20 protein-coding genes are annotated in these 25,657 nt (G+C 74.0%); 4 read left to right on the forward strand and 16 right to left on the reverse strand.

The window, feature by feature from the left end:
* Positions 1-105 precede the first annotated feature (105 nt).
* Entirely contained in the window at positions 106-1,122 is a 1,017-nt protein-coding gene (sigB, locus tag ACN267_RS16250; RefSeq protein ID WP_372445892.1) for an RNA polymerase sigma factor SigB, read from the forward strand.
* A 94-nt stretch (positions 1,123-1,216) separates the two neighbouring features.
* Here the strand turns inward: sigB and ACN267_RS16255 are convergent, their stop codons facing one another.
* Genes ACN267_RS16255 through ACN267_RS16265 form a run of 3 tightly spaced genes read right to left on the reverse strand, consistent with a single transcriptional unit; the run spans position 1,217 to position 5,871 of the window.
* On the reverse strand, positions 1,217-3,760 hold the full coding sequence (locus tag ACN267_RS16255; protein ID WP_421489039.1) for a GNAT family N-acetyltransferase: 2,544 nt from the start codon (positions 3,758-3,760) through the stop codon (positions 1,217-1,219).
* A gap of 23 nt (positions 3,761-3,783) precedes the next feature.
* Positions 3,784-4,965 carry an acetoin utilization protein AcuC gene (locus ACN267_RS16260; RefSeq protein WP_204957016.1) on the reverse strand — a complete coding sequence of 394 codons (1,182 nt, stop codon included), beginning with the start codon at positions 4,963-4,965 and terminating at the stop codon, positions 3,784-3,786.
* Positions 4,966-5,013: 48 nt separating this feature from the next.
* Positions 5,014-5,871, reverse strand: a complete 858-nt coding sequence (locus tag ACN267_RS16265; RefSeq protein ID WP_421489040.1) for a sulfurtransferase — start codon at positions 5,869-5,871, stop codon at positions 5,014-5,016.
* Between the two features lie 97 nt (positions 5,872-5,968).
* On the opposite strand from ACN267_RS16265, the gene ACN267_RS16270 reads away from it, so the two are divergent.
* Positions 5,969-6,655, forward strand: a complete 687-nt coding sequence (locus tag ACN267_RS16270; RefSeq protein WP_204957014.1) for a metal-dependent transcriptional regulator — start codon at positions 5,969-5,971, stop codon at positions 6,653-6,655.
* 55 nt (positions 6,656-6,710) lie between these two features.
* Here the strand turns inward: ACN267_RS16270 and ACN267_RS16275 are convergent, their stop codons facing one another.
* The 7 genes from ACN267_RS16275 to nrdR all read right to left on the reverse strand — a co-directional run bounded on the left by ACN267_RS16275 (position 6,711) and on the right by nrdR (position 15,230).
* Positions 6,711-7,262 (reverse strand): hypothetical protein, encoded by a 552-nt coding sequence (locus tag ACN267_RS16275; protein ID WP_421489041.1) that lies wholly within the window; start codon positions 7,260-7,262, stop codon positions 6,711-6,713.
* A gap of 105 nt (positions 7,263-7,367) precedes the next feature.
* Positions 7,368-8,624 carry an MFS transporter gene (locus ACN267_RS16280; RefSeq protein ID WP_421489042.1) on the reverse strand — a complete coding sequence of 419 codons (1,257 nt, stop codon included), beginning with the start codon at positions 8,622-8,624 and terminating at the stop codon, positions 7,368-7,370.
* Between the two features lie 57 nt (positions 8,625-8,681).
* Positions 8,682-8,924: a DUF5522 domain-containing protein gene (locus tag ACN267_RS16285; protein WP_421489043.1), complete on the reverse strand. Its 243-nt coding sequence runs from the start codon at positions 8,922-8,924 to the stop codon at positions 8,682-8,684.
* A 71-nt stretch (positions 8,925-8,995) separates the two neighbouring features.
* Entirely contained in the window at positions 8,996-10,498 is a 1,503-nt protein-coding gene (locus ACN267_RS16290) for an alpha/beta fold hydrolase (protein WP_421489044.1), read from the reverse strand.
* 142 nt (positions 10,499-10,640) lie between these two features.
* Positions 10,641-11,576, reverse strand: coding sequence for a DUF2332 domain-containing protein (locus ACN267_RS16295; RefSeq protein ID WP_421489045.1), 936 nt, complete (start codon positions 11,574-11,576; stop codon positions 10,641-10,643).
* Positions 11,577-11,772: 196 nt separating this feature from the next.
* Positions 11,773-14,661: a vitamin B12-dependent ribonucleotide reductase gene (locus tag ACN267_RS16300; RefSeq protein ID WP_421489046.1), complete on the reverse strand. Its 2,889-nt coding sequence runs from the start codon at positions 14,659-14,661 to the stop codon at positions 11,773-11,775.
* 80 nt (positions 14,662-14,741) lie between these two features.
* Positions 14,742-15,230 carry a transcriptional regulator NrdR gene (gene nrdR / locus ACN267_RS16305; RefSeq protein WP_204957009.1) on the reverse strand — a complete coding sequence of 163 codons (489 nt, stop codon included), beginning with the start codon at positions 15,228-15,230 and terminating at the stop codon, positions 14,742-14,744.
* 553 nt (positions 15,231-15,783) lie between these two features.
* On the opposite strand from nrdR, the gene lexA reads away from it, so the two are divergent.
* Positions 15,784-16,569, forward strand: coding sequence for a transcriptional repressor LexA (lexA, locus tag ACN267_RS16310; protein ID WP_204957008.1), 786 nt, complete (start codon positions 15,784-15,786; stop codon positions 16,567-16,569).
* Positions 16,570-16,642: 73 nt separating this feature from the next.
* Here lexA and ACN267_RS16315 read toward each other — a convergent pair whose 3' ends face one another.
* Complete coding sequence (locus ACN267_RS16315; RefSeq protein WP_421489047.1) at positions 16,643-18,643, reverse strand: hypothetical protein; 2,001 nt, start codon at positions 18,641-18,643, stop codon at positions 16,643-16,645.
* Positions 18,644-18,691: 48 nt separating this feature from the next.
* On the reverse strand, positions 18,692-20,170 hold the full coding sequence (gene hflX / locus ACN267_RS16320) for a GTPase HflX (RefSeq protein WP_421489048.1): 1,479 nt from the start codon (positions 20,168-20,170) through the stop codon (positions 18,692-18,694).
* A 148-nt stretch (positions 20,171-20,318) separates the two neighbouring features.
* Between hflX and ACN267_RS16325 the strand changes: the two genes are divergently transcribed.
* A complete protein-coding gene (locus ACN267_RS16325) occupies positions 20,319-21,791 on the forward strand; it encodes an NAD-dependent malic enzyme (protein WP_204957005.1) in 1,473 nt (490 codons plus the stop codon).
* A gap of 452 nt (positions 21,792-22,243) precedes the next feature.
* On the opposite strand, the gene dapF is transcribed toward ACN267_RS16325, so the two are convergent.
* From dapF to ACN267_RS16345, 4 genes are all read right to left on the reverse strand, one after another.
* Positions 22,244-23,077: a diaminopimelate epimerase gene (dapF, locus tag ACN267_RS16330; protein WP_421489049.1), complete on the reverse strand. Its 834-nt coding sequence runs from the start codon at positions 23,075-23,077 to the stop codon at positions 22,244-22,246.
* Between the two features lie 7 nt (positions 23,078-23,084).
* Complete coding sequence (gene miaA, locus ACN267_RS16335) at positions 23,085-23,996, reverse strand: tRNA (adenosine(37)-N6)-dimethylallyltransferase MiaA (protein ID WP_281899600.1); 912 nt, start codon at positions 23,994-23,996, stop codon at positions 23,085-23,087.
* A complete protein-coding gene (locus ACN267_RS16340) occupies positions 23,993-24,946 on the reverse strand; it encodes a hypothetical protein (protein WP_421490433.1) in 954 nt (317 codons plus the stop codon). Before ACN267_RS16340 ends, miaA begins: the two co-directional genes overlap by 4 nt.
* A gap of 194 nt (positions 24,947-25,140) precedes the next feature.
* Positions 25,141-25,590: a hypothetical protein gene (locus tag ACN267_RS16345; RefSeq protein ID WP_239484649.1), complete on the reverse strand. Its 450-nt coding sequence runs from the start codon at positions 25,588-25,590 to the stop codon at positions 25,141-25,143.
* Between the last annotated feature and the right edge of the window lie 67 nt (positions 25,591-25,657).

Here is a 25,657-nt window from a genome sequence, read left to right on the forward strand (position 1 = left end):
CCCGATCGCCTCACCCCCGTTTCACGTCCCGGTTGGAAAGCTGTTCGTCACCGGGGCCGATGGCACCGGTAGGCGACACGAAAGCGGACACGGGGAGACACAGAGATGGCCCTGCAGATGATCGATAACAAGACGCGCCCGGCCACCACCATCGACGCCGAGCACGGCACCGAAGCCCTCACCGACCTCGACGCCACCGACGAGCGCGGGGTCTCCACCGACCTGGTCCGGGCCTACCTCAACGGTATCGGCCGGACCAAGCTGCTCACCGCAGCCCAGGAGGTGGAGCTGGCCAAGCGGATCGAGGCCGGGCTGTTCGCCGAGGAGAAGCTGTCGACGTGCACCCCCGTCTCCGGCGACCTGCACGCCGACCTCGCGCTGATCGCCCGGGAGGGTCGCGCCGCCAAGGACCACCTGCTGGAGGCGAACCTGCGGCTGGTGGTCAGCATCGCTAAGCGCTACACCGGGCGGGGGATGGCCTTCCTCGACCTGATCCAGGAGGGCAACCTCGGCCTGATCCGCGCGGTCGAGAAGTTCGACTACGCAAAGGGTTACAAGTTCTCCACGTACGCCACCTGGTGGATCCGGCAGGCGATCACCCGGGCGATGGCCGACCAGGCCCGCACCATCCGCATCCCGGTGCACATGGTCGAGCAGGTCAACCGGATGGTCCGGGTGCGCCGGGAGCTGTCGGTCGCGCTGGGCCGCGAGCCGATCGTGTCCGAGGTGGCGCGGGCGATGGAGATCCCCGAGTTCCAGGTCATCGAGCTGATCTCGTACGACCGGGAGCCGGTCAGCCTCGACCAGGCCGTCGGCGAGGACGGCGAGAGCGCCCTCGGTGACTTCGTCGCCTCGGTGGACCCGCGCACCGAACCGGGTGACGCCGCCGCCAACGGCGAACTGCGCAACGAGGTACGCATCGTGCTCGCCACCCTCTCCCAGCGGGAGCAGGCGGTGATCCGGCTCCGGTTCGGCCTCGACGACGGCCGGCAGCGCACCCTCGACGAGGTGGGCAAGGAGTTCGGCCTGTCCCGGGAGCGCATCCGGCAGATCGAGAAGGTCACCCTGCTCAAGCTGCGTGACCCGGAGCGGGCGCAGCGGCTGGAGGCGTACGCCTGCTGAGCGGGACGGTTCGCGGTCAGGCCCCCGGCGGTTCGCCGGGGGCCTGCCTGCTGCTGCGGTGACCGTCCGCCGGGTGCCCGGCGGCGGCACCCGGTCAGAGCCGGCGCGGGCCGGTGTCGGGGCGGGCCCCGGCGGTGCCGACCCCCACCGCCGCGTGCAGCACCGCGATGCCGTCCGGGCGGGCCAGCACCGGGTTGAGGGTGAGCGACCGCACCCGGGGCTGCTCGTCGGCGAGCCGTCCCACCCGCAGCAGCAGGTCGGCCAGGGCCGCCCGGTCCACCGGGACGGCACCCCGGTGCCCGCGCAGCAGCGGCGACGCCCGGGGTTCGTCGACCAGCTCGGCGGCGTCCCGGTCGGTCAACGGCACGGCCCGCCAGGCCCGGTCGCCGAGCAGTTCGGTGGCGACGCCCCCCAGCCCGAAACCGACCACCGGCCCGAACGCCGGGTCCTCCCGCAGCTCCACCACACAGGCCACCCCGGGTGGCACCATCGGCTGGACCAGCACCTGCGCGCCGAAACCGGCCGCCAGGTCCGCGTACGCCCGGCGCAGGGCGACCGGGTCGGCCAGGTCGAGGCGGACGGCGCCCAGGTCGAGGCGGTGCCGCAGGCCTGGCGCGGCGGCCTTCAACGCCACCGGCCACCCGCAGCGGTCGGCGGCGGCGAGCGCCTCGTCGACGCTGCCGGCGGGCACCGACCCGACCACCTCGACGCCGTACGCGGCGAGCAGCGCCACCGCGTCGGCGGCGTCGCCGCGCAGCGCGGCCCGCCCGGCCTCCCGGTCCACCCCGGTCAGCTCCGGCACCGTGCCCGGGTCCCGCCGCAGCCACCCGGCGTACCGGCCGACCCGGCCCAGCGCCCGCACCGCCTCCTCCACGCTCGGGTACGCGGGCAGCCCCGCCGGCACCCGCCCGGCGAGGAACGTCACCACGGTCGGCTTGCCGGCGGCCAGGGTCGCCGGCAGGGCGGCGGTGACGTCCGCCTCCTCGACGGTGAGCTGCCCCGGCAGCGGCGGGGCGAAGACCGCCACCAGCGCGTCCACCCGGTCGTCGGCGGCGGCCCCGGCCAGCGCGGCGGTGAACTCGGCGACCCCGGCGTGCGGGCCGACGTCGAGCGGGTAGCCGTCGGCGACGGTGAGGCCCTGCCCGACGCAGGCGGCGGCGGCCAGCCCGGTCAGCGCCGACGAGTTGCCCACCACCGCGACCCGGTCCCCGGCGGGCAACGGTTGGTGGGCCAGCAGCACCCCGACGTCGAGCAGTTCGGCGACGGTGTCCACCCGGATCACCCCGGACTGGGCGAACAGCGCGCTGACGGCGGCCTCGTCCAGCGCCGGGCCGGCCGGGCGGGCCAGCGACGCCAACGCCACCACCGGCTTGGCCCGGCCGATCCGGCGGGCCAGCCGGGCGAACTTGCGCGGATTGCCGAAGGTCTCCAGATAGAGCAGGATCACGTCGGTGCCCGGGTCGTCCTGCCAGTACTGGAGCAGGTCGTTGCCGGACACGTCGGCCCGGTTGCCGGCCGACACGAAACTCGACAGGCCCAGCCCCCGACGCTGCGCCTGCGCCAGCAGCGCCACCCCGAACGCGCCGGACTGGCTGAAGAAACCCACCCGGCCGGGGGCCGGCAGCACCGGGGCCAGGGTGGCGTTGAGGCGTACCCGCTCGTCGGTGTTCGCCACCCCCAGGCAGTTCGGGCCGACGACCCGCATGCCGGCGGCGTGCGCCGCCCGGACCAGGGACCGCTGGGCCGCCGCGCCGTCCGGGCCGGCCTCGGCGAAGCCGGCGGAGATGACGACCAGGCCGTGCACGCCGGCCGCGGCGGCGTCGGCCACCACCCCGGCCGCCGCGTCGGGGGGCACCGCGACGACCGCCAGGTCGACCGCCACCCCCGCGTCGGCCGCCGACGGGTACGCGGGCAACCCCGCCACCGTGCGCGCCACCGGGTGCACCGGCACGATCGTCCCCGGATAACCGCCGTCACGCAGGTGCCCGAGCAGCGCCGCGCCGACGCCCTGACCGGTGGCGCTGGCCCCGTAGACGGCCACCCCGCGCGGGGCGAGCAGCCGGGCGATGGACCGGGCCTCGGTGCGGTGTTCCCGGCCGCGCTGCACCGCCAGGGTCGCCTCGGTCGGCGCGATCGGGAAGGTCAGGTGCACCACCCCGTCGGCGAACTGGCGTTGCACCTGGTAGCCGAAGTCGGCGAAGACCCGCAGCATCGCCCCGTTGGTGGGCAGCACCTCGGCGACGAAGTGCCCGATGCCGGCCCGGCGGGCGGCGTCGGCCAGGTGTTCCAGCAGCACCGAGCCGATCCCCCGGCCCTGGTAGGCGTCCTCCACCACGAACGCCACCTCGGCCTCCGGGGCCGCCGGCCCCAGCCGCTCGTACCGGCCGACGGCGACGATCCGGTCACCGGCCAGCACCACGAACGCCTCCCGGTCGCGGTGGTCGACGGTGACGAACCGGTGCAGGTCCCGTTCCGGAATGCGCGGGTACGGCGAGAAGTACCGCAGGTAGCGGGTGCGTTCGGAGAACCGCCCGTGCATGGCGACGATCTCCGGGGCGTCCTGCGGCCGGATCGGTCGCAGTGCGACGGTGCTGCCGTCGCTGAGCAGCACGTCCACCGGTTGGTCGACAGTGGTCACCGGTCCCTCCCCAGGTCCCCGGCTCAGTCGCGCGGGTCGTACGGGTCCAGCCCGAGCAGCGGGAACACCGCCTTGCGGGTGGCCGCCACGGCCCGGTCCACCGAGTTCGGTTCCCCGGTCGGCTGCCAGGGCCGGTGTTCCGGGTCGACGTCGTCGGTCATCCGCAGCGGCACGTCGTGGCCGGGTCGCCGGTGGGCGGCCAGGGTGCGCCAGCCGGGCGGGGTGAGGGTGGCCGGGTCGAGCGGGTCGCCGGTGGCCACCGCCAGCAGGTGCGTCCAGGCCCGGGGGACCACCTCCACCAGGGCGTACCCGCCGCCGCCGGTGGCCACCCAGCGGCCGTCGCACAACTCGTCGGCGAGCGCCCGCAACGCCAGGTAGGTGGCGCGCTGCCCGTCCACCGACAGGTGCAGGTCGGCCAGCGGGTCCATCCGGTGCCCGTCGGCACCGCACTGGGTGACCAGGATCTGCGGCCGGAACGCGCGCAGCACCGACGGCACGATCGCGTGGAAGGCCCGCTGCCACCCGGCGTCGTCGGTGCCCGGCGGCAGCGGCACGTTGACCGCGCTGCCCTGCGCCCCCGGCCCACCGGTCTCGTCGGGGAAGCCGGTGCCGGGGAAGAGCGCGAGCGGGGTCTCGTGCAGGCTCACCGTGAGCACCCGGGGGTCGTGGTAGAAGATCTCCTGCACGCCGTCGCCGTGGTGCACGTCCACGTCGACGTAGGCGACCCGCTCGGCACCGAGGTCGAGCAGGCGGGCGATGGCCACCGCCGGGTCGTTGTAGACGCAGAACCCGGCGGCCCGATCGGGCATGGCGTGGTGCAGGCCACCTGCCACGTTGACCGCACGCCGGGCCTCGCCCCGCCAGACCGCCTCGGCGGCGGCCACGCTCGCCCCCGCGATCAGCGCGCTGGACTCGTGCATCCCGTCGAAGACCGGATTGTCCGAGGTGCCCAGTCCGTACCCGGCGAAGAGCGGATCGCGCGGCGCGGCCCGGACCGCGTCCAGGTAGTCGGGCCGGTGCACCCGGGTCAGCGTCGCGTCGTCGGCCGGCTCGGGTTCGACCAGCCGCACCCCGGGCCGGTCCAGGACGCCCAACTCCCGGGCCAGCGCCACGGTCAGCTCGACCCGGACCGGGTCCAGCGGGTGCTCCCCCATGTCGTAGTCGAGCAGGGACTCGTCCCACACCACCAGCGTGTCGTCCGACATGGGGTCATCGTCGCACGACGGTCACCGCCCGCCCACCACACGTGCAGGTCAGCCGCCGGGTGTCGGGCCGGTCGCCACCGGCCGGGACCCGTCGGCGACCCATCCGCTCCACGATCCGACGTAGAGCGCGGCGTCCGGCCGGCCCGCCAGGTGCAGGGCCAGCACCGCCTGCGCGGCGGTCACCCCCGACCCGCAGTACGCCCCCACCGGCGCGTCGGCCCGCACCCCGACCGCGGCGAACCGGTCCCGCAGCACATCGGCCGCCGGGTAACGGCCCTCGGTGACGTACCCGGGGGCGGGCAGGTTCACCGCGCCCGGCACGTGCCCGGCGACCGGGTCGATCGGCTCGGTCTCGCCCCGGTAGCGGGGCGCGGCCCGCACGTCGATCAGCACCCCGTCGTCGGCCGCCGCGAGGGCCGCCGCCGCGTCGGCGTCCAGCACCGGCAGCGCACCAGGCCGGACGGTCACGTCACCGGGCGTGACGGTGGGCACCTCGACGGTGTACGGCAGCCCGGCGGCGCACCAGGCCGCCCAGCCGCCGGCCAGCACCCGCACCTGCCGGTGCCCGGCCCAGCGCAGCGTCCACCAGGCGCGGGCGGCGGCCAGGCCGTCGCCGTCGTCGTACACCACCACGGGGTGGCCGGTGCGCACGCCGGCGGCCCGCAGCGCGGCCTGGAGGGCGGCCGGGTCGGGCAGCGGGTGCCGGCCCGCCGCGCCGGGCGGACCGCACAGGTCGGTGTCCAGGTCGACGAAGACCGCGCCGGGCAGGTGCCCGGCGACGTAGTCGTCGCGGCCCGGCGGGCCGGCCAGCCGCCAGCGGACGTCCAGCAGGGTCGGTGTGTCGGGCCGGGCCAGCTCGGCGGCGAGCCGGTCCGGCTCGATCAGGGGGTCATCGGTACCGGACATGACGTCCAGTCAACACCATCGCGGCAGCGACCTCGCGTTTCGGCGCAGGTCGATCTTCGCGCGCCGGGGTAGCATCGACCACCGGGAGGCCGCTGACGTGAAGCATGACCTGGTCGACACGACCGAGATGTACCTGCGCACCATCCTCGAACTCGAAGAGGAGGGGGTGCCGCCGCTGCGTGCCCGGATCGCCGAGCGGTTACGGCAGAGCGGGCCGACCGTCAGCCAGACCGTGGCCCGGATGGAACGCGACGGGCTGCTCACCGTCGAGGGCGACCGGCACCTGGCGCTCACCGAGCTGGGCCGGGGCAGCGCCGTGTCGGTGATGCGCAAGCACCGGCTGGCCGAGCTGCTGCTGGTCAACGTGATCGGGATGCCCTACGAGGAGGCCCACGAGGAGGCCTGCCGGTGGGAGCACGTGATGAGCGACGCAGTGGAGAAGCGGGTGTACGACCTGCTCAACCGTCCCACCCGCTCGCCGTACGGCAACCCGATCCCGGGGCTTGAGGAGCTGGGTCCGCCGCAGGCCGGAGCCAGCGATCCGGTCGAGGGTGAACGCAACCTCGCCTTCCCCGGGCTGACCGGGCAGGTGGTGGTCCGGCGGATCTGCGAGAGCGTCCAGACCGACGCCGACGTGCTGCGGCAGCTGCACGCCGCCGGGGTGGACCCGGGCGCCACGGTGACCGTCGCCCAGGAACGCGACGGGGTGTTCATCGACCGCTCCGGCGAACGGGTCCGGCTGCCCCGCGAGGTCGCCTCCCGGGTCTTCGTCGCCGCCCACTGACCACCCCGGCGGCGGCCCGGCCGTCACAGCGACCGGGCGTCCCAGCGACCAGCCGTCACAGCGACCGGGTGTCGAGGGTCCTGGCCAGGTCGACGAGGTGGTCGGCCACCTCGTCGGCGGTCGCCCGGTCGTCGGCCGGCCGGCAGGTCCAGCGGAGCGTGGCCAGCCGGTCCTCGGTGGCGAGCCAGCCCACCTCGGCCGTCGGGCCGCGCTTCGCGGTCTTCGCACCGGTCCGGCGGTAGGCGGCCTGGCCCAGCTTCGACACCTTCTTCGCCCCGGCGGGCAGCACGTCGGCGGTGAAGGTGGGCACGTCGATCGAGGTGTCGGTGACCGTCAGGGTCAGCTCCGGCCAGGTGGCGTCGGTGGCCCGCACCACGCAGGTGCGGGTGTCGCCGCGGTCGCTGGCGGCGGCCACGTCGAAGCGGACCCCGGCGTGTTCCTCGATCACCGCGAAGTCGAGCAGCCGGCACGCCCCACCGGACGAGGCGGCAGCCACCTCCACGGTGGCCGGTTCCCCGGCGGGCAGCCGTACCGGCTCGACCTCCGACGCGCCACAGCCCGTGGTCAGCAGCACGCCCACGCCGGCCAGCCAGATCCGCCCGTGCACGGGCACACCTCCGTGATCGTCGACGGGAAGCCCGCCGGTGTCCGTCGGAAACCGTACGGGTTGGGGTTGCCGGACGGAAGACCCGGGTGGTCCGCCCCTGCGGCGTCAGCCCGGCGGCAGGTCGCGCAGGCTTCGCAGTGGAGACAGCACCACGAACAGGGCGGCGCTCCAGGTGCCGAGCGCGCAGACCACCAACGCCGGCCGCAGTCCCCAGTGGCTGCCGAGCAGGCCGCCGGTCAGCGCCCCCAGCGGAACCACCCCGAAGCAGACCCACAGGAACGCGGCGTTCACCCGGCCGAGCAGCTCCGGCGGGGTGATCCGCTGCCGGTACGACAGGATCGACACGTTGAACAGCACCGCGTTGGCGGAGAACGCGGCCAGCCCGACGACGTAGAGCGCCAGCCCCCACCCGGGTCGGGCCAACGGCACCAGCAGGTAGAGCGGTCCCGGCACCGCCATCGCCACCCAGATCACCCGGGCCGTGCCGATCCGGCGGGACAGCGGGGCGGCGAACGCGCCGGTGACCAGACCGCCGACCGCCCCCAGGGAGAAGACCAGCCCGACCGTGGCCGGGCCGGCCCGCAGCTCCCGGACCAGGAAGCTGACCTCCAGCGCGGTGGTGCCGATGGCGAAGAAGTTCGAGGTGGCGGTGCAGGCCAGGATGCTACGCAGGATCGGACGTCGGCCGACGAAGCGCAGCCCCTCGGTGAGGGCGACCCGCACCGGCACCCGGTCGGTGAGCCCGCGGTCCCGGACCACCGGGCGGACCGCCGCCAGCGTCGCCGCGCTGAGCAGGAACGCCAGCGCGGTGCCGAGAAACGTCCGGGCGGCACCGACCAGCCCGGCCAACACCCCGCCGACGGTCGGCCCGACCAGCGCGGCGGTGTCGGCGGTGACGGTCAGCCGGGCGTTCGCCTCGACCAGCCGGTCCGCCGGGGCCAGCGCCGGCACGATGCTCTTGTAGGCCACGGTGAAGAGCACGGTGAGCACCCCGCACAGCCCGACGACGACGTACAGGAAGGCCAGGGTGAGCCGGCCGACCAGGGCGACCACCGGCAGCGACGACAGCAGCGCGGCCCGGCCCAGGTCGCAGCCGATCATCAGCCGGCGCAGGTCGACCCGGTCGGCCAGCAGCCCCGCCGGCAGCGCGAAGACCAGGTACGGCAGCCAGGCCAGCACGGTCAGCAGGGAGACCTGGAACACGCTGGCCCGCATAGGGCCGGCGGCCAGCAGCGGCACCGCCACCCCGGACATCCGGGTGCCCAGCTCACCGACCGTCTGGCCGGCCCAGAACAGGACGAAGTCCCGGTCCCGCCACAGCGGCCGGCGCACCGCCCGGCCGCCGGTCAGCCGCGTCGTCATCGGTCCCCCGTCGGTCCGCACCCAACCTAGGTGTGCCGGGTGGCCGGGGCACCTGGATTAGGCGTCGACGTACGGGCAGTGCCGGCAGCCACGCCCGCAGCAGGTGCCGCGCCGGGCCAGGAAACCTGCGGTGAGGACGAACAACCCGGTGGCCGGGTCGGGATAGCCGGCCTCCCCGGCGGCGAGCGCGGCGGCGTGCGCGGCGAGGATCAGCGCCCGGTCGGGGTGCTCCGGCGGCAGCCGGGACGGGTGCGGTTCGGTCAGCGGCCGGCCCGCCAGTGGACGTCGTTCGCCACTCACCGCGGCGAGTCTACTGACCCGGGGGCAGTGCCGACCCCGGCCGGTGGGGCGACCCGACCGGAGCGGTGGGCTCAGCGCGCCGCGTCGGCGGTCTCGGCGCGGACCCGGGTCAGCAGGTCGACGAAGGGGCCGGGCCGTTGGTAGAGCGAGCGGTGGCCGGCGGCGTCCAGCACCACGTGCTCCTTGTGCGGGGCCTGGAGCTGGGCGTACCACTGGGTGGTCAGGGCCAGCCGGCCCGGCACCTCGTGCACGCCGTCGACCAGGTAGACCGGCACCGCCAGCTGCCGCACCCGGGTACGCAGGTCGACCTGCTGGACCTTCGGGTAGAGCACGTCCCAGCCGTCCAGACCGCCGCCGAGCACGTGCGCCTTCTCCAGCAGGGTGTACTCGGCGACGTCCAGGTTCTCCCCTGTCCCGCCCCGGCCCTCGTGGTTGCCGGTGCGGTCGAAGTCGAAGGCGGCTGCCTCGTTGGCCAGCAGCGGCTCGTAGTGGTACATGTCCGGATAGGGTGGCGGCCCCAGGTCGGTCAGCTGCCGTACCAGATCGTCCCGTCCGGTCCGGCGCGCCCAGGCGAGGGTGTCGGCGTACTGGCTGCGGTCGGCGGCCCGCAGGTCGACCACCTGCCCGACCCCGACGTACGCCCGGAACAGCTCCGGCCGGCGCTGCACGGCGACGGCGGCGACCAGCGTCCCCCCGGAGTGCGCCACCAGGTAGACGTCCGGTCGACCGAAGCGCTGCCGCAGCCGGTCGGCCACGGCGAGCAGATCGGCGACCTCGCTGTCGAGGGTCAGTGACGACGAGGGCGGGAAGGCCGACCAGGACCGGGCCGCACCGCGTCGGTCCACCGTCGCCACCACGAACTGCCGTTCCAGCCCGGCGAGGTGCCGACGGACCGCCCCCACCTCGGAACTGCCCGGCCCACCGGGCAGGAAGATCAGCACCGGGGCCTGCCGGTCGGCTCCCCGTAGCAGCACCCCCAGCTCCCGGTCGCCGCCACCGCGCACCGTGGTCAGCTCGGCTATCCCGCCCGGTACGGCGGCGGTTGCGGCCGGCAGCGCCACTGCGACCGTCACCAGGGCGACCAGTGCGGTGAGCAGGCCGACCCCGGCCCGCCCCAGCCAGGTCCACACCGGGCGGCGGCCCGCCGTCGGCGCGGCCCGTCGCGCCAGGCCCGCGCCGTACGCCGCGCCGACCAGCAACGGCAGCAGGGACAGCAGTCCGTGTACGCCCCGCCCCAGCAGCAGCGCGCCGACACCGAAACCGCTCAGGTGCGGGGCGTCCACGGTAGGCCCCCGCAGCGGCCAGCGGACCAGCTCGACGGCGAGCGCGAAGATCACCGGAGCCGCGAACATCGCCCCACGGGACCGGCCCGCCCAGCCGGCGAAGGCGCCGACCGCGAGACTGACCAGGATCGACGTCACGGCCTCGGCGTTGGTGCCGGGACCACGCGGTGTCCACCAGCCGACCAGCAGACCCCAGCCGAGCGGGGCGACGCCGGCGGCGATCCACCGGACCGACCGGGTCGACCGGGCACGGCTGAGCAGGGCGGGACGGGGCGGCGACGGCTTCGCCATGAGACCTCACCGGAGTCGTCGGCACCCCAGCCTAGTGAGGATCGATCTCATCCGCTGTCCCGTGACGCTCACGGACCGTCATGGCCTGGGTCACGTCCCCGCCGGACCGAGCCGGTCGCCCGGCTGCCCGGTCACCCCAGGTTCAGCCGAACCAGTGCGCCGACTGGCCGTGCGAGCGCATCCAGGCCAGCGGCGTCCCGTCGAGGGCGAGCACGTTGTGTAGCGACCCGTCCGGCGGGGACGGCAGCGCGGGGTGCGCCAGCACGTCGGCCGCCTCGGCGGACACCCAGTGGCCGGGCAGGGCGCGGACCAGCGCGACGAAGGCCGCCCGAGAGGCCGGCGGCACCTGGTAGAGCACGGAGGTGTGCAGGACCACCAGTGTCGCGCCGGCCGGTGCCCGCGCGGCCAACGCCGGCAGGTCGTCCACCAGGTCACCGCGGACCAGCTCCGGCGGGTCAGCGGCGGCCACCGCCGCTGCCGCCCGCAACCGGGCCCGGCGGTGGGTGTGCTCCGGCCAGATCAGCGCGTCGAGCCAGGCCACGTCGGCCGGATCGGTGACGTCGAGCGGGTTCAGGTCGAGGCCGGCCCGCCACACCACCTCGGGGCGGGTGGTCGGCGGCCCGATCCCGGTCAGCGTGCAGTCGAGGACCGGCTCCCCCGCCCCGAGCAGGTGGTCGCCGTAGCGGTAGGCGTACCGGTCGGGAAAGAGGCAGAGACCGGCGGACGCGCCGACCTCCAGCAGCGCCAGCGGCTGCGGCAACGCGGCCAGCACCGGCAGCAGCGCCGCGCAGCGGCCGGCCTCGTTGGTCTGCACCGCCCGGGTGAGCATCGCGGCCCGCACGGCGGGCCAGTGCGCCACGGTGTGGGCTCGGAAGGCGGCCGGGTCGTCGACCGGGCCACCGAGCCAGCGGACCACGCCGAGGAGCAGTTGCGGCTGCCGTTTGGCCGGGGGCAGGGTGTCCAGCAGGGCGAGCAGTTCGTCGTCGCGGGCGACCGCGTGGGCCAGCCGTTCGTAGGCCGGGGAGACCCCGTGCGCCTCCCGGGTGGCGAACTCGACGTACCGGTCGGCGGTGGTCATGCCCCGATCATTCCCGCCGCGCCCGTCCGGCGGGGTCCCCGGTGCGCCGCCGTGGGCGTGATCCGCGTAACGGGCGCGAGGTGGCGGTGTTCGGGTAGGACCGTTGCCGCTACCCCGGCCACCGGGGTCGATGATGGGGACGAAACGCGGGAGGGCCGGCACCCGTCGGATGCCGACCCTCCGTTCGACGCGTACGTCAGCTGCAACCGCTGGTGGAGCCGCAGCCCTCGCAGACGTAGCAACTGCCGGCGGGGCGCATCTTCGTACCGCAGGTGAAGCAGAGCGGCGCGTCGGCGGCCTTGCCGATCACGGCCTCCAGCAGTTCGGTGGAGGAACCCACGGCGGGCGCCGGCTTGACGGTGGCCGCCCCGGCCAGCTCCTGCGCCGGCTGGGCCACCGGACCGGTCTTCGGCTCGACCGCCTCGACCGGGGCGGAGGACGCCATCGCCGTCAGGTCGGTGCCGGCGGCCTCCGCGTCGGCCTCGGCCCGCAGCTGCGCGGCCCGCTCCTTGGCGGTGAAGATGCCCAGCTCGGCACGGCGCTCGTAGGGCAGGAAGTCCAGCGCCAGGCGACGGAAGATGTAGTCCATCACCGAGGCGGCCATCCGCACGTCCGGGTCGTCGGTCATGCCGGCCGGCTCGAAGCGCATGTTGGTGAACTTGCTGACGTACGTCTCCAGCGGGACGCCGTACTGCAGGCCGATGGAGATCGCCACCGAGAAGGCGTCCATCACCCCGGCCAGGGTGGAGCCCTGCTTGGACATCTTGAGGAAGACCTCGCCGAGGCCGTCGTCCGGGTAGGACGAGGCGGTGAGGTAGCCCTCCGCGCCGCCGACCGAGAAGGAGACGGTCTGCGAGGGGCGCTTCTTCGGCAGCCGCTTGCGCACCGGGCGGTACTCGACGACCTTCTCCACGGCCTTCTCGACCTCGGCGGCCGGGGCAACGGTCTCGGCCGCGCCCTTGTTGGGCTTGGCCACCGACAGCGGCTGGCCGACCTTGCAGTTGTCCCGGTAGATCGCCAGCGCCTTCAGGCCGAGCTTCCAGCCCTCAAAGTAGATCTTCTCGACATCGGCGACGGTGGCCTGCTCCGGCATGTTGACCGTCTTGGAGATGGCCCCGGAGATGAACGGCTGGACGGCCGCCATCATCCGCACGTGCCCCATCGGCGCGATCGACCGCTCACCCATCGCGCAGTCGAAGACCGGGTAGTGCTCCGGCTTGAGGCCGGGGGCGTCCACCACGTGCCCGTGGTCGGCGATGTGCTCGACGATCGCCTCGACCTGCTCCTCCGGGTACCCGAGGCTACGCAGGGCACGCGGCACGGTCTGGTTGACGATCTGCATCGAACCGCCGCCGACCAGCTTCTTGAACTTCACCAGCGCCAGGTCGGGCTCGACCCCCGTGGTGTCGCAGTCCATCATCAGGCCGATGGTGCCGGTCGGGGCGAGCACGCTGGCCTGCGAGTTGCGCCAGCCGTTGCGGTCGCCGACCTTGTTGCCCTCGGTCCACTGCCGGGTGGCCTCGCGCTGGATCGCGGTGGCCACCGTGCCGGCCGGCTTGATGGCGTCGTTGGCGGCGGCGTGCTTGCGCATCACCCGCTTGTGCGGCTCGGCGTTACGGGCGTAGCCGTCGTACGCGCCGACGATGCCGGCCAGCTCGGCCGACCGGCGGTACGCCGTGCCGGTCATCAGCGAGGTGATCGCCGCGGCCACCGACCGGCCCTGCTCCGAGTCGTACGGCAGGCCGGAGGCCATCAGCAGCGCGCCGAGGTTGGCGTAGCCGATGCCGAGCTGCCGGTAGGCGCGGGTGGTCTCGCCGATCTTCTCGGTCGGGAAGTCGGCGAAGCAGATCGAGATGTCCATCGCGGTGATGACGAACTCGACCGACCTGACGAACTTCTCCACCTCGAAGCCGCCGTCGGCCTTGAGGAACTTCATCAGGTTGAGCGAGGCCAGGTTGCACGAGGAGTTGTCCAGGTGCAGGTACTCCGAGCACGGGTTCGACGCGGTGATCCGGCCGGTCTCCGGGCAGGTGTGCCAGTCGTTGATGGTGTCGTCGTACTGCAGGCCGGGGTCGGCGCATTCCCAGGCGGCCTGGGAGATGGTGCGGAACAGCTTCTGCGCGTCGATCGTCTCGATGGTCTGCCCGTCGAGCCGGCCGCGCAGGTCGAAGCCGCCGTTGTTCTCCACCGCCGTCATGAACTCGTCGGAGACCCGGACGGAGTTGTTGGCGTTCTGGTACTGGACGCTGACGATGTCGGCGCCGCCCAGGTCCATGTCGAAGCCGGCGTCCCGCAGCGCGCGGATCTTGTCCTCCTCGCGCGCCTTGGTCGCCACGAACTCCTCGATGTCCGGGTGGTCCACGTCGAGGATGACCATCTTGGCCGCGCGCCGGGTGGCACCGCCGGACTTGATGGTGCCGGCGGAGGCGTCCGCGCCGCGCATGAAGCTGACCGGGCCGGAGGCGGTGCCGCCGGAGGAGAGCAGTTCCTTCGAGGACCGGATGCGGGAGAGGTTGACCCCGGCGCCGGAGCCGCCCTGGAAGATCCGCCCCTCCTCCTTGTACCAGTCCAGGATGGAGTCCATCGAGTCGTCGACCGAAAGGATGAAGCAGGCGCTGACCTGCTGCGGCGACGGGGTGCCGACGTTGAACCAGACCGGCGAGTTGAAGCTGAACACCTGGTGCAGCAGCATCCAGGTCAGCTCGTGCGCGAAGATCTCGGCGTCGCCGGGGGTGGCGAAGTAGCCGTGCTGTTCGCCGGCGGCCCGGTAGGTGCTGACCACCCGGTCGATGAGCTGCCTGAGCGACCACTCGCGCTGCGGGGTCCCCACCGCGCCCCGGAAGTACTTGGTGGTGACGATGTTGGCCGCGTTGACGCTCCACGACTCGGGGAACTCCACCCCGCGCTGCTCGAAGTTGATCGAGCCGTCCCGCCAGTTGGTCATGACGATGTCGCGGCGTTCCCACGTCATCTCGTCGTACGGGTGCACGCCCTCGGTCGTCCAGACCCGCTGCACCTTGAGCCCCGTCACCGCGCCGTTCTTCGCCGCCCGCGACCGGCTTGTTGTCACGCCGTCCCCCGCCATCTCATCGGCCCCCTCGTCTGCGCGGCCACCCGCCACGCGTCGTCTCTGTCAGAATCCACGTCGTTGCTGTCGGAAAAGACTCAGTCGGTACGGCCGGCGGCCCCGGCCGCGTCGGCGCGGGCCTGTGCGGCGGCCCGCAGCGTCTCGATCTCCCGTTCGAAGTCGGCGAGCGAGTCGAACGAGCGGTAGACGCTGGCGAAGCGCAGGTAGGCCACCTCGTCCAGGTCGCGCAGTGGGCCCAGGATCGCCAGTCCCACGTCGTGGCTCGGCAGTTCGGCCGCACCCTTGGCCCGGACGGTCTCCTCGACCTTCTGGGCCAACAGGGCGATGGAGTCCTCGTCGACCGGCCGCCCCTGGCACGCCTTGCGCACCCCACCGATGATCTTGGTCCGGCTGAACGGCTCGGTCACGCCACTGCGCTTGACCACCGCGAGCACGGCCTCCTCGACCGTGGTGAACCGTTTGCCGCATTCCGGGCAGGAGCGCCGGCGACGGATCAGCTGACCGTCGTCGGCCTCGCGCGAGTCGACCACCCGGGAGTCGGCGTGCCGGCAGTACGGGCACCGCATCGCCTGACCTCCTTGATCGACCGGGGCCGCCCGCCCACCTCCGGGCACGCGTCGGCCCGGCGGAGCCGGCTTCGCCAGCCGTCGCCGTGGTCGACGGTACGGGAGTGCGGTGGGTAGTCGTAACCCAACCTGTGGGCAACTTACGCCCGTGTGACTACTACATCTAGGGGTCGACCGTAGGCCGCCGAGGGAGTCGGGTCAAGTTGCCCGCGTGTCTGGCGCGTCACCGGCGACCATCGGCGGCGACCCGTCATCCCGGGGGCACGCTGAGTGCAACCGACCGGAGCCACGGGAGGTTACCGGCCACCCGGACAACCCTCCGGACGGAGGACCGGGCCCGGCGGGACGTACCATCTACCAGAACAGGCGTACGAAAGGCCAGGATTTCCACCCGACACGCCGAGTTGCGTCGTACAGATGTTTGAAAATGACCGATCTCACCTATACGGTCATGAACGACCGGGCACGGCGCACCACGTCGGTCCGGCACCGCGACATCCCCGCACGCACCACGAGCCGCCAAGGCACCCAGCGCCGACCAGGGAGGACGGACGTGACCGAGGACCGGGCCAGCCGGCAGAAGAACCCGCAGCCGAGCGCCGAGGCGGGTCCCCCGGCCAGTCGGCGTCCCCGCGCCGCCCGCAGCCGTACCGGCCAACCGGCCGTCCGCCCGGTCACCCCGGTGGTCAGCGGCTTCCCCGACCCCACCGCCGTCGACCTGACCGCCCGGCAGCGCCGCATCCTGGAGTTCATCCGCAGCTGGGTGGAGCGGCACGGCTACCCGCCGAGCGTCCGCGAGATCGGTGAGGCGGTCGGCCTGGTCTCCCCGTCGAGCGTCGCCTACCAGCTCAAGGAGCTGGAGAAGAAGGGCTTCCTGCGGCGCGACCCCAACCGGCCCCGCGCGGTGGACGTGCGCGCCCCCGGCGGCGACGCCGACGACGAGCTGAGCCGCGCCCAGCGCCCCACCCCGGCGTACGTGCCGATGCTGGGCCGGATCGCCGCCGGCGGCCCGATCCTCGCCGAGCAGGCGGTGGAGGACGTCTTCCCGCTCCCCCGCGAGCTGGTGGGTGAAGGCGAGGTCTTCATGCTCCAGGTCAAGGGCGACTCGATGCTCGACGCGGCGATCTGCGACGGCGACTGGGTGGTCGTCCGGCAACAGCCGACCGCCGAGGCCGGTGACATCGTGGCCGCCATGCTCGACGGCGAGGCGACCGTCAAGACCTACCGGCGACGCGACGGCCACGTCTGGCTGATGCCGCAGAACCCGGCCTTCGATCCGATCCCCGGTGACGACGCCACCATCATGGGCCGGGTCGTCGCCGTGCTCCGCCGGATCTGACCCGTGACCTGACCGGTCGCCCTTCCTCGGGGAAGGGCGACCGGTCAGGTGTGTCGGGAGGTTCGCCGTCGCGTCAGTAGCGTTCGCCGCTGCGGCCGGGCGGGGGGCCGTACTGGCCGCCGCGCCGGTCGTCGTGGCCCTCACGACGTGGGCCGGAGCGCGGCTCGCGGGGGTCGGCCTCCCGGCGCGGCGGCTCGGCCCGCCCACCGCCACCGCCGTAGACACCGCCGCCCCGGCCACCGGCCGGCGCGCCACCACGGCCGCCCGGAGGCGGACCGCCCCGGCCGCCGGCCGGGGCACCACCACGGCCACCGCCCGGGGCAGCGCCGCGCCCGTCCGGCGGCGTGCCACCCCGGGCACCCGGCGGCGTGCCGCGCCCGGCCACCGGGGCACCGCCACGGCCCCCCGGAGGGACACCTCGGCCGCCGGCCGGGGCACCACCACCACGTCCACCGGCGGGAGCACCGCCACGCGGGTCCACAGCCGGCGGGCCGCCCCGGGACGCGCCGCCGGCCGGGGCACCATGGGGAGCACCACCGCGCGGACCCGCGCCGTTACCCGCCGGGGCGGCACCATAGACCCCGCCGCCGGCGGGGCGACCACCGCCGTAGACCCCGCCGCCCGCCGGGCGACCGCCGGTCGGCGGCGGCCCACCGGCCGGACGGCCGGCGGGAGCCGCACCGGACCCGGCCGGGGGCCGGCCACCGCCGTAGACCCCGCCGCCGGCCGGGCGGGCGGGCGACCCGCCGGGCGTCGCCGGAGCACCGTAGACACCGCCGCGCGGCCGGTCCGCGACCGGCTCGGCGGCGTGCGGACCGTCGCCTGCCGACCGCCCCTCGGCGCGGGAGACCGCGCCGGAGGTGAACACGTCGTCGTCCTGGTCGACCGGGTCGTCGCCGACCGTCGCGGCCCGCCGCCGGGACCTGACGATCCCGACGATGCCGGCCCCCACCAGGAGCGCGCCGACCACGCCGACAGCACCGATCAGATAGGTGATCTGGTCCAGGCTGAGGTTGTCGTACCAGGACTTCTCGGTCGCCGGTTTGGCCCCCGCCTCGCCCTCGACCGGCTCGGCACCCTTGGTCGACGGCGTGTAGCCGAGGATGTCGATCGGGTCCTCCGGGGCGAGTTCCCCGCCGTCGGAGACGGTGACGAACCCGGTGCCGTCGGGGGTGTACGAGATGGCCTCGCCGAACGGGTCGGCCAGCGGGGTGACCCGGGGCTTGCCGGTGGTCAGGGCGGCCACGATGTCGTCGCCGCTGACGTCGTACTCGAAGGCGTCGGCGTAGGTGCGCAACACCACCCGGCTGCCGTCGGGCGAGCGGGCCGCCCCGGTGATCGCCACCCGGCCGATGATGTTCAGCGGGTTGTCGGTGGTGGTCTTGGGCAGGGTGATCTCGCCGACCTTCTTCATCGGCACCGGATCGGTGTTGCCGTCAGGGTCGAGCTTGGCCTCCGGGGTGAAGATCTCCGCCTTGCCACTGGGCACCTTGGTGATCACCAGGGGGAGTCCGTCCGCGCCGACCAGCAGCGCCTCGGCGTCGTGCGGCTTACGTTCCGGGTACGACAGCCGGTGCAGCACCGGCTGCTTGGACCCGGAGACCGGCATCGTCCAGACCGCGACCCGGGTACGCCGTTCCCGGCTGGTGACGTTGTCGCCGGTGTCGGCGATCCAGAGGGTCTTGCCGTCGGGCGAGAGGGCCAGGTCCTCGGTGTCGAACGGGCCGTCACCGGAGTACTTCACCGGCTCCTTGGCGATCTTGCACTTGGTGTCCAGGAAGAAGACCCGCTTGCGGCTCTCCTCCAGGGTGCCGTCGTTGATCACGATGTAGCCGGTCTTCGTGGCGACCAGACCGGACACCTCGCGCAGCCGCTCGTCGGTGATCGTGCACTTCTTCTTGCCCGCCGCCGCGAGCGGACCCGCCCCGACGGCCAGCGGCCCTGCTCCGGTGACGGGCGGGGCCACCCCGGCGGGGACGGCGGAGACCGGTGCCGCCCCGGCGGCAGCAGCGGGTGCCACGGCCGCGCCGAACAGGGCGAGGGCAACCGTGACCGAGGAGACAGCGCGGCGCATGGCGTCAGTGTCGCATGCCGCGATGAACCTCAGGTCACACCGGAGCGCTCACCGACTGCCGGCCACCGCCGGATCACCCGCCGCCACGAACGGCGTCAGCTCGGCCGCCAGCGCCTCCCCCACCCGGACATGCAGGAGCGTGCCTTCGGGCAGGTGGGAGGTGCTGAGCACCTCACCCTGCCGGTGCAGCCGGGCCACCAGGTCACCCCGGTCGTACGGCAGCACCGCGCGGACCTCCACCGCCGGGCGGGGCAGCCGCTGCTCGATCACCTCACGCAACGCCTCGATGCCGCGCCCGCTGTACGCGGAGACGAACACCGCGTCCGGCCAGAGCCGCTTGAGCCGCAGCAGGGTCTCCTCGTCGGTGGCGTCGGTCTTGTTGACCACCAGCAGCTCGGGCAGCCGGTCGGCACCGACCTCGGAGAGCACCTCGCGGACCGCCCGGACCTGCTCCTCCGGGTCGGGATGGGTGCCGTCGACCACGTGCACCACCAGGTCGGCCTCGGCGACCTCCTCCAGCGTCGAGCGGAACGCCTCGACGATCTGGTGCGGCAGGTGCCTGACGAAACCCACCGTGTCGGAGAGCGTGTAGAGCCGCCCGTCCGAGGTGGTGGCCCGGCGGGTGGTCGGGTCCAGGGTGGCGAAGAGCGCGTTCTCCACCAGCACGCCCGCGCCGGTGAGCCGGTTGAGCAGACTCGACTTGCCGGCGTTGGTGTAACCGGCGATGGCCACGGCGGGAACGGCGTTGCGGGAACGACGGGCACGCTTGGTCTGGCGTACCGTCTTCATGGCCTTGATCTCCCGACGTAGCCGGGCGATGCGGTGCCGGATGCGCCGACGGTCGGTCTCCAGCTTGGTCTCACCGGGACCACGCAGGCCCACCCCGCCACCGGCGCCGCCACCCCGCCCGGAACCACCCGTCTGCCGGGAGAGCGTCTCACCCCAACCACGCAACCGGGGCAGCAGGTATTCGAGCTGGGCCAGCTCGACCTGCGCCTTGCCCTCCTTGCTCTTGGCGTGCTGCGCGAAGATGTCGAGGATCAGCGCGGTGCGGTCGACGACCTTGACCTTGGTGCGCTGTTCCAGGTTCCGCAGCTGGGACGGGGACAGCTCGCCGTCGCAGATCACCGTGTCGGCACCGGTGGAGAGCACCACGCCGGTCAGGTCGTCGACCTTGCCCCGGCCGACGTAGGTGGCCGGGTCGGGACGGCTGCGGCGCTGGATCAGCCCTTCGAGCACCTGTGAACCGGCGGTCTCGGCCAGGGCGGCCAGCTCGGTCAGCGAATTGTCGGCGTCGCGCTGGGTGCCCTCGGTCCAGACGCCGACGAGGACGACCCGCTCCAGCCGCAGCTGGCGGTACTCGACCTCGGTGACGTCGGTCAGCTCGGTGGAGAGGCCGGGGACCCGCCGCAACGCCTGCCGCTCCGACAGCTCGTACTCGCCGGTCGTGGCGTCGAGGTCGTCGTCCGAGTAGGGGGTCTGGGTCTCCTGGTCTCGCAAGCTGCGACTCCTGTCCGTTCTGTGCATGTACCGAGTAATCCTGACATGGGTCAACGCCGAGCGCGACTGCTATATGCCCGTGGTGGAGGTCGCCGAACGCGGGGCCGGCTGCCGCCGTGGCCCGGCGGGCGAGTAGAAATGCTGACGAGCCGCCAGCGACGACGGAGGTATTTCCGTGGCCATCACCCGACTGCCGAGTGCCGGATTCTCGATCACGATCCGGATCGCGGTCCCCGCGGACGCCTCCTCGATCGGCCGGCTGACCACGTCGGTCGGCGAGGCAGGTGCGATCGTCACCGCGCTGGACGTGGTCGACTCCGACCCGACCCACGTGATCGTCGACCTCACCTGCGACACCGCCGACGCCGGCCACGCCGACCAGGTCGTCGAGGCGCTCACCGCGCTCGACGGGGTGGACGTGCGCAAGGTCTCCGACCGGACCTTCCTGCTGCACCTCGGCGGCAAGATCGAGGTGCACTCCAAGGTCGGGCTGCGGACCCGTGACGAGCTGTCCCGGGCGTACACCCCGGGGGTGGCCCGGGTCTGCATGGCGATCGCGGAGAACCCGGCGGACGCCCGCCGGCTCACCATCAAGCGCAACACGGTCGCCGTGGTCAGCGACGGCTCGGCCGTGCTCGGTCTGGGCAACCTCGGCCCGGCGGCGTCGCTGCCGGTGATGGAGGGCAAGGCGGCCCTGTTCAAGCGGTTCGGCGGGGTGGACGCCTGGCCGGTGGTCCTGGACACCCAGGACACCGACGAGATCGTGGCGATCGTCAAGGCCATCGCCCCCGCGTACGGCGGGATCAACCTGGAGGACATCGCCGCGCCGCGCTGCTTCGAGATCGAGGCCCGGTTGCGCGAGGCGCTGGACATCCCGGTCTTCCACGACGACCAGCACGGCACCGCGATCTGCGTGCTGGCCGCGCTGACCAACGCGCTGCGCGTCGTGGGCAAGCAGCTCGCCGACGTCCGGGTGGTCGTCTCCGGGGCCGGCGCGGCCGGCACCGCGATCATGAAACTGCTGCTGCGCCAGGGCGTCGGCGACATCATCGCGTACGACCGGCAGGGCGCCCTGCACCGCGACCTGCCCGACCTCAACCCGGCCTGGCAGTGGCTGGCCGAGAACACCAACCGGGACAACTACTCCGGCGACCTGGCCGGCGCGGTCCGGGGCGCGGACGTCTTCATCGGGGTGAGCGCCCCCAACCTGCTGACCGGCGACGACATCGCCACCATGGCCAAGGACGCGATCGTCTTCGCGCTGGCCAACCCCGACCCGGAGGTCGACCCCCGGGAGGCCCGCAAGCACGCCGCGATCGTCGCCACCGGCCGCTCCGACCAGCCGAACCAGATCAACAACGTGCTCGCCTTCCCAGGCGTGTTCCGGGGCATGCTCGACGCGCACGCCGAGGAGTTCACCGAGGAGATGGCGATCGCGGCGGCCCGTGCCATCGCCGACGTGGTCGGTGAGGACAAGATCAACCCAACGGTCATCGTGCCGAGCGTCTTCGACTCCCGGGTCGCCCCGGCGGTCGCCGCCGCCGTCCGTGCCGCCGCCCAGAACCCGGCCGTCACCCCGCCGCCGGCCGCCGACCCGGGCCCGGCCGACCTTCCCGAGATCGCCGCCACCGCCAGCGCCACCCCCTGACCCCGACGCCCCTCCCCGTCCCCACCTCCCCCACCCACCTCGCCCCACCTCCCCCACCTCGCCCCACCTCGCCCCGGTGATCAAGAGGTTTACGTCATCCCACCCGCCATCTCCGACACATACCTCTTGATCACTCGACACCACCCCCACCCGGCGCCGGTGATCAAGAGGTATACGTCACCCCAGGCCCCGACTCTGACGTAAACCTCTTGATCACCCCGCGCCACCCGCCTGACAGCGGCGATCAAGAGGTTTACGTCAACCCACCCGCCATCTCTGACGCATACCTCTTGATCACCCGACACCACCCCCACCCGGTGCCGGTGATCAAGAGGTATGCGTCATCCATGGCTCCGGTTCTGACCTGAACCTCTTGATCACGGGGCACGGCGAAGCGGGGGCACGGCAAGCGGGGGCGGGCGAGACGGGAGGGAGGGAGGGAGGGAGCGGCGTCAGGGGAGGGTGAGGGTGCCGGTGGCGATCAGGACGGCGGGGCCGGCGAGCCAGCAGGAGTCGGCGGTCACCGTGACCGTGAGCCGGCCACCGGGGACGTCCACCGCCACGACGCCGGTGTCCCGGGTGGCGTCGCGCAGCGCCACGGCGGCGACCGCGCAGGCGCCGGTGCCGCAGGACAGGGTCTCGGCCGAGCCACGCTCGTAGACCCGCATCAGGACGTGTTCGTCGGTGCCGTCGACCGGGTCGGCGGGGGCGGTGAACTCGACGTTCACCCCGTGCGGGAAGACCCGGGGGTCGAATTCGGGTGCGCGGGTCAGGTCCAGGTCGGCCAGGTCGATGCCGGCCGGCAGGGCGCAGACCAGGTGCGGGTTGCCGACGTCCACCGCCGTGCCGGGCAGGGTCAGTCCGCCGAGGACGGCGCGGGAGGCGTCGTACAGCCGGGGGCGGCGCATCTCGACGGCGATGGTGTCGCCGTCGACCCGGGCCCGCACCAGGCCGGCGCGGGTCGCCACCGGCAGGGTTCCGCCGGTCGTGGTGGCCAGCCCGCTCGCCAGCAGGTAGCGGACGAAGACCCGGGCCCCGTTGCCGCACATCTCGGCGGACGAGCCGTCGGAGTTCCAGTAGTCCATGAACCACTCGGCCTCCCCGGCGAGGGCGACCCCGTCGGGGTGTTTCGCCGCCCGGACCACCCGCAGCACGCCGTCGCCGCCGAGGCCGCGCCGCCGGTCGCAGAGCGCGGCGACCAGGCCGGGGGTCAGATCGAGGGCGCCGTCCGGGTCGGGCAGGATGACGAAGTCGTTGCCGGTGCCGTGACCCTTGGTGAACTCCACGCCCCCATCATGGCCGATGCCCGGCGACCACCCGCAGGGCAGTCTCGACAAACGTCGGCACGGTCGGGTCCAGCCAGTGGATCCGCTGGTCACGGCGGAACCAGGAGCGTTGCCGTCGGACGAACCGGCGGGTGGCCCGGATCGTCTCGTCCCGCGCCTGCGCCTCGTCGGTCTCCCCGGCCAAAAACCGCAGCACCTGCTGGTAGCCGAGCGCGCGGCTGGCCGTCCGGCCGTCGGCCAGGCCCTGCCCGCACAGCGTACGGACCTCGGCGACCAGCCCGTCGGCCCACATCCGGTCGACCCGTGCCGCGATCCGTTCGTCGAGCAGCGCGGTGTCCAGGTCGACGCCGAGCTGCACCGCCGGGTAGTACGGGGTCGGGGCGGGCAGCGAGGCGGTGAACGGCGCCCCGGTCAGCTCGATCACCTCCAGCGCCCGGACGATGCGTCGACCGTTGCCGGGCAGGATGCCCGCCGCCGCCGCCGGGTCCGCCCCGGCCAGCCGGGCGTACAGCGGGGCCGGGCCGAGCTGCGCCAGCTCCGCCTCCAGCCGGCCGCGTACCGCCGGGTCGGTGCCGGGGAACTCGAACTGTTCCAGCACCGCCCGCACGTACAGGCCGGAGCCGCCGACGAGCAGCGGCACCCGCCCCCGGGCCAGGATGTCGTCGACCGCCGCGCGGGCCAGCCGCTGGTACTCGGCGACGCTGGCCGGTTCGGTGACCGGCCAGATGTCCAACAGGTGGTGCGGTACCCCGTCGCGTTCGGCCGGGGTGAGCTTGGCGGTGCCGACGTCCATACCCCGGTAGAGCTGCATCGAGTCGGCGTTGACCACCTCACCGCCGAGGGCGTGCGCCAGGGCGATGCTCAGCGCCGACTTGCCCGCCGCGGTCGGGCCCACCACGGCGACGACCGTGCCGCTCACCGCGTCACACCGCCCGCCGCCGCCGTCCCGGCGTCACCCGCCCTTGTCCCGGTGTCACCCGCCGGCGTCCCGTCCGGGCCGGTCGGGTCCGTCCGCGTCCAGGAGGCCACCAGGTAGCCGACGCCGTAGGGGACGCCGTGGTGGCGCAGCTCGCCGTGCCAGTCGCCGCCGGCCGCGCGGACCGCCCCGGCCAGCACCTGCCAGGCCGGCCGACCGGCGACCCCCAGCTGCGCCGACAGCACCGGGTCCAGGCCGAGCAGCGCGTCGGCGTCCGCGTCGGCCAGGGCACGGGCGACCCCCTCGTCGTACGCCCCGGCGCGCGGGTCGTCGTAGCCCGGCGCTTTCGGGCCGTGGCAGGCCGACCCGTCACCGAGCACCAGCAGGGCCCAGGGCCCGTCCACCCGCAGCCCGGCCCCGAGGGCGGCGCACCGGTCGGCCGGCTCGTCCGACGCGACGCTCACCATCCGCCAGGCGGTCGGTGCCGGCGGGGCGGTCCGCTCGACCAGCCAGGCCCCGACCAGCAGACTCAGCGGCAGCTCCGCGTCGTCGACCGGCGGCGGCACCGGCTCCACGCCGGCCGGCGGGGGCACGGCCGGCAGCGACCCACTGCCGCCCCGGGGAGGCACGGCCCGCAGAAGCGCAGGGTGGTCGGACCGTGGCGGGGCGGTCCGGACCGGGGAGGGGCTGGCCGGGTCGGGGTGGGGTGTTCCGAGGTCGACCGTGAGGGGCAGTCCCCAGGGGGCGAAGCTGCCCCGGCGGGGCAGCGCCAGTTCGGTGGTGCGCTCGCCGGCACCGACCAGCACGATGGTGTCCGCCCCGGCCGCGTAGACGGCGGCGACGGCGGCGGCGCAGGCGTCACGCAGCTCCGCCAGCTCGGGCGCGGCGGCCCCGGCCAGCTCCGGCACGATCAGCGGCGGGTGTGGGCAGACGGCGGCGGCGAGCAGTGGCACCAGGCAACGGTAGCGGCCGGGCACCGCCCGCTCCGCCCACCCCGCCAGTCCGAGCCGCCGCTCCAGCGCGCCGCGCACGTCGGTAGCGGCCGGGCGTCGCCCGCTCCGCCCACCCCACCGTCGGGCATGCCCGGGTGCGGCGCGGGGGCGGGCATGCGGGTGGTCGGCCCGGCCGCCGGCTCGGGGGTCGACGGTCAGCCGGTCTGGCCGCCCCAGCCGCCCTGCACCATGGTCTGGAACCGCCACTGCCCGCCGGTGCGGACCAGCAGGTCGGCGTAGCGCACCCGCTGGCGTTGGCCGTCGAGGGTGAACTCGGCCTCGGTGAGCACCACGGCCAGGCTGCGGGTGAGGAAGTAGGGCGTGCGGCGGCTCTCCATCCGCAGGTCGCCCCCGCCGCCGAGGACGCCGCCCATCATCTCCAGGTAGGCAGCCCGGTCGAGCTGGCGGGCCGAGCCCTCGCCGGCCGCGTCGTCGGTGACCGTGTTGAGCGGGAACATCGCCAGGTCGGCGGTGCCGGCGACGTCACCCGCCTCGGCCAGGGCGTCGTACCGGCGGAACCACTCGTCGAGCTCGGCGAGATCGGCGGCGTCGGGCACGAACCCGGGGTCGGCCGGGGGCGTCATCCGGGTGTGGGACTGGGTCATCCTGCTCCTCCTCGCCCGCCCGCAGCACGGGCGGCAGCATCCTGTACGGCCTACCGTACACCGTACG

The organism is Micromonospora sp. WMMD734, from assembly GCF_049178975.1.
Classification (GTDB): domain Bacteria; phylum Actinomycetota; class Actinomycetes; order Mycobacteriales; family Micromonosporaceae; genus Micromonospora; species Micromonospora wenchangensis.

What these genes read in the sequence shown, in the direction of transcription:
- sigB (WP_372445892.1), top strand. Translation starts at nt 106, where the DNA reads ATGGCCCTGCAGATGATCGATAACAAGACGCGCCCGGCCACCACCATC.
- ACN267_RS16260 (WP_204957016.1), bottom strand. Translation starts at nt 4,965, where the DNA reads ATGTCGGACGACACGCTGGTGGTGTGGGACGAGTCCCTGCTCGACTAC.
- ACN267_RS16265 (WP_421489040.1), bottom strand. Translation starts at nt 5,871, where the DNA reads ATGTCCGGTACCGATGACCCCCTGATCGAGCCGGACCGGCTCGCCGCC.
- ACN267_RS16280 (WP_421489042.1), bottom strand. Translation starts at nt 8,624, where the DNA reads ATGACGACGCGGCTGACCGGCGGCCGGGCGGTGCGCCGGCCGCTGTGG.
- ACN267_RS16290 (WP_421489044.1), bottom strand. Translation starts at nt 10,498, where the DNA reads ATGGCGAAGCCGTCGCCGCCCCGTCCCGCCCTGCTCAGCCGTGCCCGG.
- ACN267_RS16295 (WP_421489045.1), bottom strand. Translation starts at nt 11,576, where the DNA reads ATGACCACCGCCGACCGGTACGTCGAGTTCGCCACCCGGGAGGCGCAC.
- ACN267_RS16300 (WP_421489046.1), bottom strand. Translation starts at nt 14,661, where the DNA reads ATGGCGGGGGACGGCGTGACAACAAGCCGGTCGCGGGCGGCGAAGAAC.
- nrdR (WP_204957009.1), bottom strand. Translation starts at nt 15,230, where the DNA reads ATGCGGTGCCCGTACTGCCGGCACGCCGACTCCCGGGTGGTCGACTCG.
- ACN267_RS16315 (WP_421489047.1), bottom strand. Translation starts at nt 18,643, where the DNA reads ATGCGCCGCGCTGTCTCCTCGGTCACGGTTGCCCTCGCCCTGTTCGGC.
- hflX (WP_421489048.1), bottom strand. Translation starts at nt 20,170, where the DNA reads ATGCACAGAACGGACAGGAGTCGCAGCTTGCGAGACCAGGAGACCCAG.
- ACN267_RS16345 (WP_239484649.1), bottom strand. Translation starts at nt 25,590, where the DNA reads ATGACCCAGTCCCACACCCGGATGACGCCCCCGGCCGACCCCGGGTTC.